This is a genomic window from Myxosarcina sp. GI1, from assembly GCF_000756305.1.
Taxonomy (GTDB): Bacteria; Cyanobacteriota; Cyanobacteriia; order Cyanobacteriales; family Xenococcaceae; genus Myxosarcina.
The window spans coordinates 1-16,633 of sequence record NZ_JRFE01000016.1 but is presented as its reverse complement, the minus strand read 5'-3'; the positions used below and the strand labels follow the sequence as shown (position 1 = coordinate 16,633).

The window sequence follows — 16,633 nt, the reverse complement described above, 5'->3', positions numbered from 1 at the left end:
ATAGGAGATTATTGATTATATATCGGCGAATGTTGTTTAGCGATCGCTAGAGACAACCTACTTATTTCTGTTGGCTGCGCCACCAACCTCTTACTAGTCTAATTTCTTCGTAGCTATATTCTTCTCCTAAATGTTCTTTCAACGGTTTTAGTAAATTATCCCCTAGCTTCTCTATAGTCTGAATTATTGCCTGTTGCTTGTTGGCAGTGACTAACTTATTCAGCGCGACTGGCTGATTCATTTCAATTAGTTCGCAGAGATGAGTGTTAATCGTACCGACAGCCATACCTCTTTCCTTAGCTATTTCCGCCGCGCTCAAACCCTGCTGGTGCAGTTGCAGAGTTGTCATTTGACTGCCAGAAGGTAGAGGCGTAGGCAACTTTTGCTGTGCGGTAAATTCGCGAATTGTAGAAATAAAGCTTTCGCCATATTGCTGGGTTTTATACTGATTTATACCCGATAAATTGGCAAAGCTGTCTAAAGTCGTCGGTCGAACTTGCGCCATTAATTTGAGGCTCGAATCGGCAAAAATCACGTAGGGAGGGACGGACTGGCGATCGGCAATTTGCTTGCGTAACATTCTCAATCTGTCAAACAAAATTTCGGCTTCGGCTTTGCGAGAGTTACTAGCTACGGCTCTTTGTTTATCTGGTTTGCTTACCGCTATTTCTACCGATCGCTGTTTGCGGAGAATTTCCCAACTGGCTTTATTTAGTTTGAGAATGCGATAGCCGTCATTGCTTTCTGCTACCAAACCTTGATGCAGAAGCGATCGCGCCAGCATCTTCCACTGGTCTGCGGTTTTGTCTTTACCGATGCCGTAGGTAGATAGTAAATGATGTCCGTACTGTTGAATTTTTTGTTTGCGCGAACCCCGTAACACGTCGATAACGTGCATTGCCCCAAACTTTTCGCGACAGCGTGCCACACAGGAAAGAAATTTTTGCGCTTCAATCGTCCAGTCTTCAATTGGTTTGGGATTTAGGCAGTTATCGCACTTACCACAGTTGCCGCGATACCGTTCGCCAAAATACCGCAAAATTATCGTGCGCCGACAATCAGTTCCCTCGGCATAATCGACTACCTGACGCAGTTGCTGCCGAGAAATGCGCTGTTCGGCTTCGTTAGATTTTTGTTCGATCAAAAAATCTATTTTTTTAAGATCTCCCAAACTAAAAAAGAGAATCGATTTGGCAGGTTCGCCATCTCTACCAGCCCGTCCCGACTCTTGATAAAAGTTTTCCAAGCTGCGGGGCAGATCGTAATGATAGACAAAGCGCACGTCTGGTTTGTTAATTCCCATGCCAAAGGCAATCGTTGCCACGATAACTCGTATATCATCCCGTAAAAAACGAGTTTGATTGATGCTTCTTTGTTTGTCGCTCAGTCCTGCATGGTAGGGTAAAGCCTCAATACCGTCGTGCTGTAGCTTTAAAGCTACTTCTTCTACGCTACGCCTACTCAAGCAGTAAACAATTCCCGAACCAGACTCGGTACGAATATTTTGTAGCAGTTGGCGATAGATGGTGCGGTCTTTGGTTTTTACTTCGTAGTGGATATTAGTACGGTTAAAGCTGGCAATATGTATCTGTGGCTGGTGTAGGTTTAGCTGCTGAATTATATCCTGCTGCACTCTTTTAGTAGCAGTAGCCGTTAATGCCTGAATGGGAGTTTGGGGAAATCGTTGGCGTAGAGTTTGAAGACGGCGATATTCGGGGCGAAAATCGTGACCCCACTCCGAGACGCAGTGAGCTTCATCTATAGCGATTGCGCTAATGCCTACTTTGCCCGCAATTCGCTCTAAAAATTCGCCAAAACCAGGATTGAGAAGTCGTTCGGGAGCGACATAGAGTAATTTAATCTTGCCTTGTAAAATTGCTATCTGACGCGATCGCGCTTCTTCGATATTTAAAGTACTGTTAAGAAAAGTCGCACCAATACCGTTATCTTTTAAAGCATCTACCTGATCCTGCATTAAAGCAATTAGCGGCGAAACTACAATCGTCAAACCCGAACGCAACAAAGCAGGTAACTGAAAACAAAGAGATTTMCCCCCGCCTGTGGGCATAATCGTCAAGGAATCTCTTTTATTTAAGGCATGTTCGATAATTTGCTTTTGTCCCGATCGAAAAGAGTCATAACCAAAAAAATGTTTTAATGCTGCTTCTAAAGAAGTAAATTGAGCCACAGTGGAAAACAGGCGATCGCATGGTTTGGTTCTACAAGTTAATTTTACAGGCGATCGTCATTAGCTAATATCAGTTCTGGTATATCTATACGCTAAAGTTTTTCTTCACAAATACAGTAGCGATCGCGTCCTAATTTTTTTGCCCGATAGAGTGCGCGATCGGCTTTAGTAATTAAAGTGCTTGGTGGTAATTCTATATTCGGAATCTCGCTACAAATTCCCATGCTTAAAGTAACATATTCAGATACTTCTGAAGCTTTATGTACTAATTCTAAATTTCTAATTTCCCGTTGAATATTTGTGGCAACCTGTATTGCACCATTTATATCGGTATTGGGTAAAATGACTGCAAATTCTTCACCGCCATAACGCGCTGCTAGATCTCCAGGTCTTCTAACAGCATTACTTATTGTCTTGGCTACTTGTCTCAAACAATCATCTCCTGCTGGATGACCATAACAATCGTTAAATTTTTTAAAATAATCTACATCGCAAAAAATTAAAGATAGAGGTTGTCGAGCTTCAAACATTCTCAGCCATTCTCGATAAAAATAATCATCAAAGCTGCGGCGATTTGATATTTGAGTTAGTTCATCTATATGAGCGAGATATTGTAATTTTTGATTGGCTTCTTTTAGCTGTGCTTCTGCTAGTTTACGCTCTCTAATATCACGAACGATAGCGCAATTATATTCTCGATCTTCAAAATTAAGATAATTAGCAGTTACTTCTACAGGTAAATAATCGCCTTCTTTAGTAAAATGAATTGTTTCAAAGATAAAAGCTTCTAGTTCTTTTAATTTTTTCCAATGATCGCCCCAATGAGACGGACTTAATTGAGGATCGACATCATAAAGACTCATTTGTAAAAGTTCTTCTTTGCTATAGCCAAGAAATTTAGTAGCGGCTTCATTAACGTAAAAAAAGTTGGCGTTAGAATCGAGAAAATAAACAGCATCTCTGGCGCGATCGAGAGAAAATTGTGTTAAATTTAAGGTTTTTTGCACTTGCTTGCGTTCTTCAATTTCTTGCTGTAGTTCTTGAGTACGTATATCGACTAAATTTTCTAAATTACTTTTAACTGTTTCTAATGCCGCATAAAGAACCATTATTTCGCGATTGCTTTGTTCGATAACTACTAAGTCACGGTATGCTCTTAAAGAAGCAACTGCCGTTACCATAAGTTTGTTGCGAGTTAATTCTACTTTTAATTTATAGTCATTAATATCGTAATCGGTGATTATCGATTCTTCGGGTGCTTCTCCTGGTTGTCCAGTTCTTAAAATAATTCTGACTAATTTATTATTTAATTCTGTTCTAATGTATTTGACTAATTCCAAGCCAGAATTATTAGCTTCCATTACTACATCTAGCAAAATAAAAGCTATGTCTGAATTATTGGCAATTATTATTTTAGCTGCTTCAGCAGTGTAAGCAGATAAAAAAGTAAGATTTTTATTTTCAAACTGTAAATTTCTTAGAGCTAGCCTGGTTGCTTGATGAACTGATAAATCGTCATCAACAATTAAAACTTTCCAAGAGTCAATTTCGCTCTTTTCTAATTCCTCTTCTAAATCTTCTTCAATAATTAGTTCTTCTTCGTCAAAAAGCAGTTCTTCGCTGTTATCGACTGACTCCAAAGATAAATTGGTATCATTCATAGTAAAGTTGTAACGTCTAGCAATTCCGATTTAAAGAGGAATACTCATAATAAATATTGTTCCCAGATTCACGCTACTTTTAACATGAATCGCTGTCTTTAGTTTTTGAGCGATCGGATTATAGACAACATGCAAGCCCAGACCGCTACAATCGCGATCGCCAAAAGTAGCAAATAAGGTTTTTAAAAACTATATGATTGATGGCAGAAAAATATCACAGGTTGCGGCTAGGATCGCCTAAATAGTCACTATAAGTAACTTTAGGAAGTTTTTCTAACTGCCAATATCGCGCTAAGTTTTGTAACAATCTATCTTGAGACTCGCGAAAATATTCGATGCGATCGCCGTGATTGATAACAGCAAACTGAATCTGTCCGCCATCACCAGTAGGAATAACCCCTGCTAAGGCACTCACTTTAGCTAAAGTACCTGTTTTGAGACTCGTTCCTTGAGGAAGATTGCGTTTCGCTACTGTTCCCACCGTATCTCTACCAGCAACGGGAAATAACTCGGTGACATTCATAGCGTGAGGTTCTAAGAGGCGATCGATTGCCCGTAACATCTGACAAACCGCACGGGGAGAAATACGATTGGCAGGACTCAACCCAGAACCATTAACCAGTTGTATTTCAGATTGGGTTAAGTTGGCAGTATATGCGGCAGAGCGAGCTACTTCTGACGCACCTCCTGCCAAATCTGCTAGCATCTGAGCTATGTGATTGTTGCTGTAGATATTCATTTGTCTGAGAATTTCTTTGAGAGGCAGAGATTGATGGCGCAACAACAAACGTGCAAAAGCGGGAATTTGGCGTTCTAGTCTGACGTTACCTGCGATCGCTAGCTGGGGTCGTGGTGTATTTGCAGGTAAAGTATAATACTGTTGGTTTACTTCAGAACTCCAGAGTTTTTCGTTCAATCCTTGTTTTAGTAATTCTCCCGCAGTTCGAGAATTAGCTTCATAATTCATATAGAATTTATTGGTAACTATTAAATCTCCTGCTACCCGCTCGATGCCCAGATTGACGATCGCATTACCTAGAGCGATCGCCTCTTCCCAAACGAAAAAAGGATCGCCACTACCTTCAATAATTAAATCTCCTTCTAAAGTTCCGTTATTTATCGTTCCAGTAGCGTAAACTTTAGTTTCAAACTGATGATTTGCGCCCCACTTACTCAACGAAGCAAGAGTTGTGGCAATTTTAGTTAGAGAGGCTGCGGCTATGGGAACAGTTCCATTACTGTCGGCTATGGTTTCCCATTCTGACTGAATCCATAAGCCTTGCTGTTGCAGGTCAATACCGCCCTCTGCCAGGGTTTGGCGGTAGGTTTCGATAGTGCGATCGATTGCCTTACTGCGACTGGTGGGGGGTAACTCAAAGATAACTGCTTGCTCCCACTCTATTAAAGGTATGGGTTGTAAGGGTTTGTAACGACCGAAAAACAGGCTCGCTCCAAGGAGCGAACTAATTAAATTTAGCATTTAAATTTAACAACCAAAAATTATTTTAATTCTCTATAGCAATCCTCAATGAAACAAGAGAATATCTATTGCCTGTTTTCTGTTCTCTCTCTTACGCGATTGCACTTGCCGAGGAAAGCTTGGCGTGCCTCGCGCGTTATTCCCTTTTTTATTACTACAAATGATAAATTTACTACAATTTAAGAATCGTAATAATTATCAGATAGCACTGTTTCTTCAATTTCTGAATTATCTAACACCATCGTATCTTTATAATTGGTATCTCGTACGGGAGTATAGTGTGTTTTTTCCCGATCCCAGTACTGCAAGACTTTATCGTTTTCGGGATTATGAGGAATATACTGATAGGTTATTTTAATATTGTTTCCCAAACTAATCACATCACCAGAATTCAGTTTGTGTAAAGTTTGTCTTTTGCCGTTGATAAAAATTCCATTACTGCTTCTTTTTCTTTTACCTTTACCATCAATAATCCAAAAAGCATAATGACTGCGTTCGCGATCGTCTATATATCTCATCCAAGCGATAGTAGCATGATGGCGAGACACCATTTTATCGTTAATTGGTAAATTATTTTGAGGATGCCGACCGATAGAAAAAACACTAACGTTTAGAGAAACGGCTCTTTTTGACTCTGAAGATTCAACGATTAAAATGTGTCTTCCTTGTAGTGCATCGTCTCGATTAAATTTTACTAAATTTAGCTTGGATTTTGGATCGGTCATGTGTATATAGAGTAAATATTACATTAGATAAATGAAAGAAAGCCAAATTGTTTCAAGTACCAGGTGCAGGCTAAAACAAATAGTAGATTTTAATTGGCTAATAACTTGTAGGGTCTTTTACAAAGCATGACTTAAAAATCGCCTTATAATAAATATTCGTCTACATTCTAATTCAAAATAAAATACTTGTAATGATTTGATTTTACTTACAAAAGTAAAACGAATTATTAGCGTTGATAGTATCAGTTAAAATAAGGATATATTGATAAAATAGTTTTTATCTTTTGTTTATTTAAGCAATTTTATTTAGTTAGATTTAACTAGAAAGCAATGGTTGACTATAAACTCTAAACCCTAATTTTTGTAGATTATTAATTGTTTGACTTTCATCGTGTATCCAAAATTTTTGTCCGAAACGAACGAATTGGCGATTTTTACCTTTACCAATAACGGCAACTACAGGAATTTTTAATTTACTTGTATCTTGAGATTCTTGTAAAATCTGCTTGAGATAAACCTGTTTGCTTTTGTCCGAGGCTTGTTCGGGGGTAATTTCAAACAGAATCATTTTGACTTTTTCTATGGGTTCGGCATCATCAATGATTATCTGATAGCGTTCTTCACGTTTCTGTACTTTACCCCAAACAATCAGGCGGTTATTTTCTTGTAAAATGGGAGCCAACTTTTCGTAAGTGCTGGGAAATACGGTTCCTTCTGCTTCGCCTGTAATATCTTCCATTTGCAAAAAAGCCATCGGATCGCCTTTTTTAGTAGTAATGGTTTTGACAGCGTTGAGCATTACTACCGCACTGACTTTTTGTCGAGAATTTTGTTCGGTTAAATTGTTTAGCTGAATGGGTGAAAGAATCTGAGCGGCTTGATATGCTGATTTGAGGGGGTGATCGCTAAGATAAAAACCAATGTGTTCTTTTTCCAACCGTAGCTTTTCTTGCAGAGGGAAATCTTCTACTGCTGGAGTGCTGGGGGCTTGCTCGAAAGATCGATCGGTGCGATCGCCTGTAAGATTATCACCTAGCATATCGAATAAATTCATCTGACCGCTATCTCTTTCTTTAGTACGTTTTTGCGCCCAGGCTATTACTACGTCAAGATCTTGAATTAACTGACGGCGGTTAGAGTCGATCCTGTCAAACGCACCACAGTAGATTAGAGTTTCCAAAGCGCGGCGATTGACTTTATTTAACTCGACGCGATCGCAAAAATTAGCGAGAGATTTAAATTCTCCTTCTTCTCTAGATTTCAGTATATTTTCGATCGCTCCCTGACCTAAATTTTTGACAGCAGATAGACCAAACAACAAGCTTTTATCACTCAAAGGTAAAAAATCTGCTTCAGAACGATTGATATCGGGTGGTTCGACCACAATACCCATTTTTTGGCAGTTTTCCCGATATTTGTCTACTTTATCCTGAATACCACTACTAGCAGTCAGTAATGCCGCCATGTATTCTACGGGATAGTTAGCTTTTAAATATGCCGTTTGATAGGTAACGTAAGCATAAGCTGTAGAGTGAGATTTATTGAAGCAGTTAGAGGCAACCGTACCGTTAGCCAGTAAAAAGTTATGATCTTTAGCTACACCAAGATCGTAAACTGGTTGCTTGCCCAAAGATTTGCGACTGACGATTTTTACCATTTTTTGAATTGTAAAATTAATAACGATATCGTGGTAGAGGCAAGGCAGTGCTTTGCCCCTACGATGTAATATCATAATTAGCTGTATCAAGCAGATTGCCAATTTGCCCAATCTTGAGGCTTGAGAAAGGTGTCGTACAGTTCGGCTTCGGGAGTGTTAGGTTCTGGCTGATAGCTGTATTCCCAACGAACTAACGGCGGTAGAGACATTAAAATTGACTCGGTGCGTCCATTGGTTTGTAGACCAAAAATAGTACCGCGATCGTAGACAAGGTTGAATTCTACATAGCGTCCGCGACGATAGAGTTGAAAATTGCGTTCTCTCTCGCCATACTCTATATTGTGCCGCTTTTCGATTATTGGTAAGTATGCGGGTAAAAAAGCCCGCCCGCAATCTTGGATAAAACTAAATAAATCCGACCAATCGCGATGCTTAACCTCACCTAGTTTGTGGCTGTATTCTGCTGCTTTACCATTAGGATTGAAGCCGCGATATAATTCTCCCGTACCGTCTTGATAGTCAAAAAACAGTCCGCCTACACCTCTAGTTTCTTGACGATGTTTGAGATAAAAATATTCATCGCACCAGCGTTTGAAGACGGGATAGTATTCTAGATGATGTTGGTCGCAAGCAGCTTTAAAAGTGCGGTGAAAGTGTGCCGCATCTTCAGCAAAGGGATAGTAAGGAGTTAAATCGGCACCACCACCAAACCACCAGACAGGACCAGCTTCAAAATAACGATAGTTGAGGTGTACGGTAGGAATATAGGGACTATGGGGATGGAGTACCATTGATGTACCCGTAGCGTAGAAACCATGCCCTTCAGCTTCGGGACGCTGCTTTAAAATCGAAGGTGGTAATTTACTGCCCCATACTTCGGAAAAATTAACGCCTCCCTGTTCTAATATATTACCCCCTTGTAATACTCGCGATCGCCCGCCGCCACCTTCTTCTCTTTCCCAGCTATCTTCTTTAAACTTTCCTTTGCCGTCTGCTTCTTCTAGTGCAGTACAAATTTCATCCTGTAGCTGTTGCATGAACTGACTAACTCTTTTTTGAGAGTCATCAGGCGGCGTTGAAGGTTTAGCGGTATCTTTCGAGTCGGTATTTAAAGCTGTCATTATAAAATATAGGTTTATTAAAATTACTAAAACTTCCCCATCTAGATTATCTTGAATTGAAGAAGCTTGGATTGCTAATAAATTAAAGTTTAGGATTATTGTTTAATTTGCAGTTGCGATCGCTCGCACCGTTTTCAATACTATTGCTTATTTGAATATCATAAAGTAATAGAACCGCTTGAAGCTCGAATGGGATGGTAAGCGCGATCGCCTTTCAAGAGCTTTGATAATACTAAACTTTATACAATGCCAACCGCCAAATCAAAACGACATCCTCTATCTCGTCTGCTGCAATATGGAAACAAATATCGCCCCAAAATTTGGCGGGCTGTAATCTGTTCCATTCTCAATAAAGTTTTCGATCTTACTCCTCCAGCTATTATCGGTGCGGCAGTAGATATAGTAGTAGAACAGCAAGATTCAATTATCGCTAAAATCGGCATTACCGACATTTTTCAGCAGCTTTTGGTGCTGTCTTTGTTGTCGGCAATTGTCTGGGGTTTGGAATCTTGGTTTCAGTATGCCTATGAAAAGCTGTGGCGTAATTTGGCACAGGATGTTCAGCACGATCTTCGTTTGGATGCCTACGGACACGTTCAAGATTTAGAACTAGCTTATTTTGAAGATCGCAGTACGGGAACTCTGCTGGCAATTCTCAACGACGATATCAATCAGCTAGAGCGATTTTTAGATGTCGGTGCTAATGAAATTTTACAGGTATTAACTACCGCAATTATTATCGGTGGCGCGTTTATAGTTATAGTTCCTGGCGTGGCATGGATGGCGATGCTGCCAATTCCTATTATTATCTGGGCTTCAGTATCTTTTCAGAAATATTTAGCTCCTAAATATGCAGACATTAGAGCTAAAGTCGGCTTACTTAATGCACGTCTGGCAAATAATCTGAGCGGAATTACTACCATTAAAAGCTTTACTACCGAACGCTACGAATTAGAAAGATTAAGACAGGATAGCAATGCCTATCGTCATAGCAATCAAAAAGCGATCGCCCTATCGGCAGCGTTTATTCCCATAATTCGGATGATTATCTTGCTCGGCTTTACGGGAATTTTGCTTTATGGCGGCATGAGCGCAGTAGAAGGAACTCTAGCAGTAGGTACGTATAGCGTTTTGGTCTTTTTGACCCAAAGATTACTCTGGCCTCTAACTCGTCTGGGACAAACTTTCGATCTCTATCAACGGGCAATGGCTTCAATTACCAGGGTAATGAATTTATTAGACACTAACGTTACCATCCATTCTGGGGATCTACCGTTACCAGTAAATAAAATTCGGGGTGAAGTTGAATTAAATAATATTACTTTTGCCTACGACCGCCAGCCAGTAATTAAAAATTTCTCTTTACATATTCCCGCAGGACAGACTATTGCCATCGTCGGCGCGACGGGTTCGGGTAAGAGTACCTTAGTTAAGCTATTGCTCAGGCTTTACGAAATTCAGTCGGGAACGATTACTGTAGACGGCATCGATATTAAAGACATCGTACTTTGGGATTTACGGCGCGGTATTGGTTTGGTAAGCCAGGATGTGTTTTTATTTCACGGTACGGTGAGAGAAAATATTGCCTATGGTTCGATCGATGCTAGTTTTGATGAGATTGTTGCCGCCGCCCAAGTTGCCGAAGCCGACCATTTTATCCGTCAACTACCTTCAGGTTACGATACCGTTGTTGGCGAACGAGGGCAAAAGCTTTCTGGCGGACAGAGACAGAGAATTGCGATCGCCAGAGCCGTATTAAAAAATCCCCCAATTTTGATTCTCGACGAGGCAACCTCGGCAGTAGATAATGAAACTGAAGCCGCGATCGCTCGTTCTCTAGAAAAAATCACCCAGAATCGCACTACTATTGCGATCGCCCATCGCCTATCAACAATTAGACACTCCGACACGATCTACGTGATGGAATACGGCGAGTTAATCGAACGAGGAACTCATGAAGAATTATTGGCTATGGATGGGGTTTATGCTGGTCTGTGGCAAGTTCAAACTGGTGGTAAACGGAATAAGGATGAAGTAATAAGTAACAAGTAATAGGTATAAATTCTTATTGCTCTTAGCTTTGATTTTCGCTTATTTTGAACTCTAGAAGGCGAAAACATAGCTTCAAGAACAAAACTTTAATTTACCTTCAGGAATACAAACAGAGTTCCTTCCAGCTTTTTGTCCCGAATTGCAGCCTGCTGAGAGAATTTTTAAGCAGTAATATTACCGTGATTTGACTGGCAACGCGGTAAAAGACATCTACCTGCATCACTTCGTCATTCACGGTAAACAGACTGGAATTACCTCTAAGTTAAAACGATCGTTAGTCGAGAGGATCGAAACGATTGACTAATACTGCAACAGGAATAATTGATAAGCCGATCGCCAGACAAATTAGCCATTGTTCTAGATTGAGTGGAGCAGTAGAAAATAAACTATTCATCAGACTCCATTGACTGAAGATTAGCTGCAAAATTATCGTGCCAAAGATGCCAACCCAAATAGCAGGGGCATCGGTAATTTTTACGGTTCTACCCCGAATTGTGCCGAATAAAGCAGTTCCCAACTGACTGATACTCAAAAGATAGAAAATTCTTCCCGCTACTAAAGCTTGAATTGCCATCGTGCGAGCTAGATTAATATTGCCTGTAGTGGTATTTATCCATTCAAATACGCCGAAAATTAACAGCCAGTTAAACAGAGAAATAATTAAGATCCGTATTAATAAAGGGCGATCGAGTAACGGCTCGTTGGCGGGACGGGGAAGCTGCTGCATTACTCTGGGAGATCTTGGCTCGAAGGCGAGGGGTACGGTCATTGCTAGGGAGTTAATCATGTTGAGCCAGAGGACTTGTAAAGATAGTATTGGTAAAGCTCTAGCAAGCAAAACGCTGATTACAATGGTCATTGATTCTCCACCGTTGACGGGTAAAATGAAGGCGATCGCCTTGAGTAAGTTGCGGTAAACAGTCCGTCCTTCTTCCACTGCTGCTTCAATAGAAGCAAAGTTATCGTCGGTGAGTATCATATCGGCTGCTTCTTTAGCTACCTCCGTTCCCCCTTTACCCATAGCTATCCCGATATCTGCCTGTTTGAGAGCGGGAGCATCGTTAACTCCATCTCCCGTCATGGCTACCACTTTACCTGTATCTTGTAGGGCTTCCACTAACCTCAGCTTTTGTTCGGGAGCGACGCGAGCAAAGACAGCGCCGTCGGTAACGGCATTAGTTAGTTCTAATTGATTCATCTGAGTCAGTTCGCGCCCTGTAAAAGCTAGAACTTCCCCCTGGTGTTGTAATCCCATCTGGGAAGCGATCGCCTTGGCGGTAACGGCATGATCTCCCGTAATCATCTTGACTTCAATTCCTGCCGACTGACAGGCTCTTACAGCTTTTATTGCTTCTTGTCGGGGAGGATCGATTATGCCCTGTAACCCTAAAAATACCAGCTCCGTCTCGATGTCTTGATGGTGGAGTGAATTATGGGTTGCTGACACGGGTTTTTTAGCCAGAGCTAAAACTCGCAGTCCTTGTGCTGCCAGGCGATCGGCTTCGTCTGAAATAACTTTTGATTGTAGGGGTTGAGGATTGCCTTCAACGTCGAGCATTTGCCCCGAACGGGAAAGAATTGCTTCAAGAGAACCTTTGATGTAAATGGTTCTTTCTGCCTCGGCAACAGAAGTTATATCTGGAGTTTCATGTAAAGTCGCCATGTATTGATATTCCGACTCAAAGGGAATAACATCCAGTCTGGGCAGTGCCTTTGATAACTCTTCTTGAGTAAAGCCTACTTTATTGGCAGCAGCAATCAACGCTCCTTCAGTGGGATCGCCTATGACCATCCATTCTCCTTGCTTTACTTCGATATGGGAATCATTACACAGTAAACCCGCTCTCAAACATTCGAGGAGAACCGCTTTATGTTTGAGATGATGGTTACTCAAACCAGTGCTTGTAGCTAGATCGCTTCCTGCAACGATAATTTCACCTTCAGGAGCGTAACCCGTACCGCTCACGGTATATCTTTCTCCTCCTGCATAGATTTCCCGAACCGTCATTTGGTTTTCCGTCAACGTGCCAGTTTTATCGGAACAAATTACGGTGGCACTACCCAAAGTTTCTACCGCAGGTAATTTGCGGATAATGGCATGACGACGCGCCATGCGGGAAACGCCAATTGCTAAGGTGATTGTAACCACCGCAGGTAAACCTTCGGGAATCGCACTAACGGTAAGAGCAACTGCTGCCTCGAACATAGCAACCCAAGAATTACCGTAACCCAAACCCACAGCAAAGGTAAAAGCAGCCACTCCCAAAATGACGTAAAGTAGAGTGCGACTGAATTTGTCGAACTTACGAGTTAAAGGGGTAGTAAGATTAGTCCGCTCTTCCATCAGCTGAGAAATGCGCCCTGTCTCGGTAGCGTTCCCGATGGCAACTACAATTCCCGTTCCCCGTCCGAAGGTGACATAGCTGCCCGCATATGCCATGTTGCTACGTTCTGCCAGAGGCGTATCCGCTTCGAGGGTTTGAGCGTTTTTCTCAACGGCAAGAGATTCTCCCGTTAGTGCCGACTCGTTTACCTGTAAACTTTTAACTTCGATTAAGCGTAAATCTGCTGGTACTTTGTCTCCAGAAGTAAGTAAGACTAAATCCCCTGGAACTAATTCTGTCGAATCAACTCTTACTTTCTCGCCATTACGACGAACGGTAGTTTCGGTTTGCACCGCAGAAGCCAGAGCAGCGATCGCATTTTCGGCTTTGGCTTCCTGCACGAAACCAATAATCGCATTGATTAAAGTTACAGCCCAAATGACCCAAGCATTGACCCACTCCCCTAGAAAAGCTTTGACGACACCTGCAATCAGCAGAATATACAGTAAGGGTTGATTGAATTGTGCCAGAAACTTGATTATCGGACTTTTTCCTGGTTTACCTTTGAGTTGGTTGGCACCGTACTGTTCTTGTCTTTGTTTGACCTGTGCTGAAGTCAAGCCCGATGCCAAATTAGTCTTAAAAGAGCGATCGAGTTCTCGAATGGGTTGGCTATACCATTGCTCGACTTCTATTTTTTCTTTGGCAAGCATCCGCTCTAACCTCCAAAAATATTCAGATTAAAAATTTTTTTATGCGAATCGACCCGTATCTGGCGGTCGAGATCCTGCACTACTAATACGGAACAGGGAGCGCGGTTGACTACATAGCTACTGACACTACCCGCGATCGCTGCTAGCAGTCCTCGATATCCCCGACGACCTAATAGAATTAGATCTGCCTGAAGCTCGCGAGCCGAATGACAGATCGTTTTGCCAATATTGCCAACTTGACAGCTAAAATTCACTTCAATCTCTTCTTGCTTGGCTAGGTTTTGATAATCTGCTAACAATTGTTTGACTTCGGTGATTTCTCGCTCGATCTTTATTGCAGAAGAGCCAGATTGTATTTCTAGGCAATGAAAAAAATGTATCGCTGCTGAGTTTTGCTTTGCCAGGCTAATGGCGTGCGTAAATAGTAAATTAGCTTGAGAAGAGCGATCTATCGCCACCAAAATTTTGTTAAAGTTCACGATCTATTATTAGATTTAAAAATCTACCAGTTATGCTTTAGAGCTTAAAACTTCAATGTGATTAAAAAATGACAGATAAAAATTTTATTTAGTTTTTCCCTCGATACAATCCAAATAAAGGACTTATAATCGCTCCAAAAACAAATCCCCCGCGTGCGCCCAATATACTACACCGCCCCCTTCCATGCCGATACTAATGGGAGCTTGGAGACTGGCAATGCCGTAGAAAGCTTGCTGTACGAACCAAAAACCGAGAAAGAAAACTGCTGGCACTCTAATAGTAGTTAGGAAGAAACCAAGAGGAACCATAGTTACTTTTATTTTTTACTGCTACAAGTTAAAACATTGTTTTTGACCGATTTTTTTGACAAGCCTTTCCATTCATCTAAAATATCTTTAAATACCACTTCTTCTATCCAGGTTCCAACTACAATAGTTAGAGGTAGCGCGATTAATAGTCCTAACGCACCAAACAAATTAGCGAAAACTAATTGCGCTAAAAGCGTAATTGCAGGCAGTAAAGATACTTGTTTCGCCATGATGGTAGGAGTGAGCCAGTAACTTTCAATTTGCTGAATAATTAGGTATAAAATTAAAACCGCTCCCGCTTTCCAAGGAGCATCAAGTAGGGCGATCGCTATTGGTAACACTACGCTTAATGTCGGACCGACATTGGGAATAAAATTAAGCAGTCCAGCAATTAAGGCATGAGCTAACGCCAAAGGAACTTGCAAAATCCACAAGCCAATACCGCTTAAAGCAGCAACAAACACCATTTCAATTAAAATTCCCGTCGTCCAACTACCCAAAGCATTTTCGCAACGCCCGATAATTTCCCAGACTCGTTGGCGATAAAAAGAAGGAAATAACCGAGTAAACAACTGTAAATAAGGTTTGGGATTAATCAGAAACATTAGAGTCAAAACCAAAGCAGTAATTGTCTGATTTGTCAGAGTATATACAGAGAAATAATTAATATTAGCAACCCTAAATATCGACCAAAACTCATTATTTTTAACTAAAATTGTTAACTGCTAGATCTTGTTTGAAGGCTTGCAATTAAATATTATTCAAATGTGCTATTTGTTTTTAAAAGCACTTTTTCTTGTTGTGTTTAAATATCTTCTTGAGTCTTGTCAGAGGGAGCATCCCATTTTGGCAAATAGACTAAGCAGCAATTTGTCTATTAAGATAAGCACAGCGCAATCGCAACATTGGACTGACTGAATTAAAATTCCATTGCGCTCCTGAAATTTTTAAACGGCGATCGAGTTGTTTAATAGCTGATTCGACTGCCCCAGAACCAATTGAAATATAATCTTCAGCTTGTAATAGCTCGTAATTAACTAGACGATGACGGTGTTTTTCAACATAAGCAATAAATTTCCGCGCTCGTTTAGGACATTCTTGTTGAAATAAAGAGATCGCTTGCTCGACTTCTCCTTGCCATAAAAATGTTTCTGCCTGTCTCAGGCGTTTTAATGAACCACCAACTTTGAACAAGTTTTCTTTGAGATGAAACCAATCTAGAATTTCATATCGTTGTTGTGTGGTAGAAATTTGACTAAAAAGATTCCACACTCCTGAATGTCCATCTCCCAGACAGATTAGGGGATTTGTTAATACTTGAGAATTAATCCATGCAGTTAACTCTTCTTTCCTTCGGAATGTTGCCCCGTAATATACTCCCGACAAACGCGCTGCTTGATAGTCTCGCCATTCACATTTTTCTCCTCGGCGTTGAGTTCTCAATCTTACTTTACCTCCATCAAGACATACCTCATGAATGGCTATTGGGCTATCGGGAAAATCTAAATGCTYTTGTTTTGTATAAACTTGTCTTTGTAAGGTGCTATGTCCTACTTTCATTCCTGTCAGCAAAAATAGATCTTGTTCTGCTTGAGAGAACGATTCATTAGCACTCAAACATAGACAACATTTTTGAAGTAAAGGACTAATACGAGTTCTTGCTTCTACAGCTTGCTTTTCTAATTGTCTGTGACGTAGACGTAGTTTTCCTACAGAGCTTTTAATTATTCGCTCTTTCCCGATGTTTGTTTGAGTTTTTTGTTTGACAAAAAAGCGGTGCGACCCCGCTGCGGTTTCCGCAGCTAGGGAACGCGCACCAAGACAAATGCCATTTTAGGTCCAACTGATTCCAAGAGATGTTCTCTGACTGATTTTTCTATATCCTCCAAAGTTTGGCGCGGACTGGAGTCCGCCGACGTTCCAA

The 16,633-nt window shown here is 41.0% G+C and carries 10 protein-coding genes and 2 pseudogenes; 1 reads left to right on the top strand and 11 read right to left on the bottom strand.

Annotated elements, in window-relative coordinates:
- Nucleotides 1-61: 61 nt before the first annotated feature.
- From recQ to hemF, 6 genes are all read right to left on the bottom strand, one after another.
- On the bottom strand, nt 62-2,188 hold the full coding sequence (gene recQ, locus KV40_RS11670; RefSeq protein ID WP_036481369.1) for a DNA helicase RecQ: 2,127 nt from the start codon (nt 2,186-2,188) through the stop codon (nt 62-64).
- Between the two features lie 92 nt (nt 2,189-2,280).
- The gene (locus KV40_RS34155) at nt 2,281-3,849 is read right to left on the bottom strand and encodes a response regulator (RefSeq protein WP_052055570.1); all 1,569 of its coding nucleotides are present in this window, start codon (nt 3,847-3,849) and stop codon (nt 2,281-2,283) included.
- 214 nt (nt 3,850-4,063) lie between these two features.
- A complete protein-coding gene (locus tag KV40_RS11660; protein ID WP_036481367.1) occupies nt 4,064-5,329 on the bottom strand; it encodes a D-alanyl-D-alanine carboxypeptidase in 1,266 nt (421 codons plus the stop codon).
- Nucleotides 5,330-5,508: 179 nt separating this feature from the next.
- Nucleotides 5,509-6,054 (bottom strand): FHA domain-containing protein, encoded by a 546-nt coding sequence (locus KV40_RS11655; protein WP_036481364.1) that lies wholly within the window; start codon nt 6,052-6,054, stop codon nt 5,509-5,511.
- 316 nt (nt 6,055-6,370) lie between these two features.
- The gene (locus tag KV40_RS11650; RefSeq protein WP_036481869.1) at nt 6,371-7,711 is read right to left on the bottom strand and encodes an OB-fold nucleic acid binding domain-containing protein; all 1,341 of its coding nucleotides are present in this window, start codon (nt 7,709-7,711) and stop codon (nt 6,371-6,373) included.
- Nucleotides 7,712-7,797: 86 nt separating this feature from the next.
- Nucleotides 7,798-8,832 (bottom strand): oxygen-dependent coproporphyrinogen oxidase, encoded by a 1,035-nt coding sequence (gene hemF / locus KV40_RS11645; RefSeq protein WP_036481361.1) that lies wholly within the window; start codon nt 8,830-8,832, stop codon nt 7,798-7,800.
- A 246-nt stretch (nt 8,833-9,078) separates the two neighbouring features.
- Here hemF and KV40_RS11640 point away from each other — a divergent pair, with 246 nt between their 5' ends.
- Nucleotides 9,079-10,884: an ABC transporter ATP-binding protein gene (locus KV40_RS11640; RefSeq protein WP_036481358.1), complete on the top strand. Its 1,806-nt coding sequence runs from the start codon at nt 9,079-9,081 to the stop codon at nt 10,882-10,884.
- A gap of 274 nt (nt 10,885-11,158) precedes the next feature.
- On the opposite strand, the gene KV40_RS11635 is transcribed toward KV40_RS11640, so the two are convergent.
- The 5 genes and pseudogenes from KV40_RS11635 to KV40_RS11615 form a co-directional block, all read right to left on the bottom strand.
- On the bottom strand, nt 11,159-13,921 hold the full coding sequence (locus KV40_RS11635; protein ID WP_036481356.1) for an HAD-IC family P-type ATPase: 2,763 nt from the start codon (nt 13,919-13,921) through the stop codon (nt 11,159-11,161).
- A 5-nt stretch (nt 13,922-13,926) separates the two neighbouring features.
- Complete coding sequence (locus KV40_RS11630; protein WP_052055569.1) at nt 13,927-14,400, bottom strand: universal stress protein; 474 nt, start codon at nt 14,398-14,400, stop codon at nt 13,927-13,929.
- Nucleotides 14,401-14,488: 88 nt separating this feature from the next.
- A pseudogene (locus KV40_RS11625) lies at nt 14,489-14,715 on the bottom strand (rhomboid family intramembrane serine protease); the annotation flags it as partial.
- 2 nt (nt 14,716-14,717) lie between these two features.
- Nucleotides 14,718-15,380: pseudogene (locus KV40_RS11620) on the bottom strand (AI-2E family transporter); the annotation flags it as partial.
- A gap of 187 nt (nt 15,381-15,567) precedes the next feature.
- The gene (locus KV40_RS11615) at nt 15,568-16,536 is read right to left on the bottom strand and encodes an ISKra4 family transposase (RefSeq protein WP_156114022.1); all 969 of its coding nucleotides are present in this window, start codon (nt 16,534-16,536) and stop codon (nt 15,568-15,570) included.
- Between the last annotated feature and the right edge of the window lie 97 nt (nt 16,537-16,633).

Excerpts from the sequence above, each read along its gene's own strand:
- KV40_RS11640 (WP_036481358.1), top strand. The coding sequence starts at position 9,079 with ATGCCAACCGCCAAATCAAAACGACATCCTCTATCTCGTCTGCTGCAA.
- hemF (WP_036481361.1), bottom strand. The coding sequence starts at position 8,832 with ATGACAGCTTTAAATACCGACTCGAAAGATACCGCTAAACCTTCAACG.
- KV40_RS11655 (WP_036481364.1), bottom strand. The coding sequence starts at position 6,054 with ATGACCGATCCAAAATCCAAGCTAAATTTAGTAAAATTTAATCGAGAC.
- KV40_RS11660 (WP_036481367.1), bottom strand. The coding sequence starts at position 5,329 with ATGCTAAATTTAATTAGTTCGCTCCTTGGAGCGAGCCTGTTTTTCGGT.
- KV40_RS34155 (WP_052055570.1), bottom strand. The coding sequence starts at position 3,849 with ATGAATGATACCAATTTATCTTTGGAGTCAGTCGATAACAGCGAAGAA.
- KV40_RS11635 (WP_036481356.1), bottom strand. The coding sequence starts at position 13,921 with ATGCTTGCCAAAGAAAAAATAGAAGTCGAGCAATGGTATAGCCAACCC.
- KV40_RS11650 (WP_036481869.1), bottom strand. The coding sequence starts at position 7,711 with ATGGTAAAAATCGTCAGTCGCAAATCTTTGGGCAAGCAACCAGTTTAC.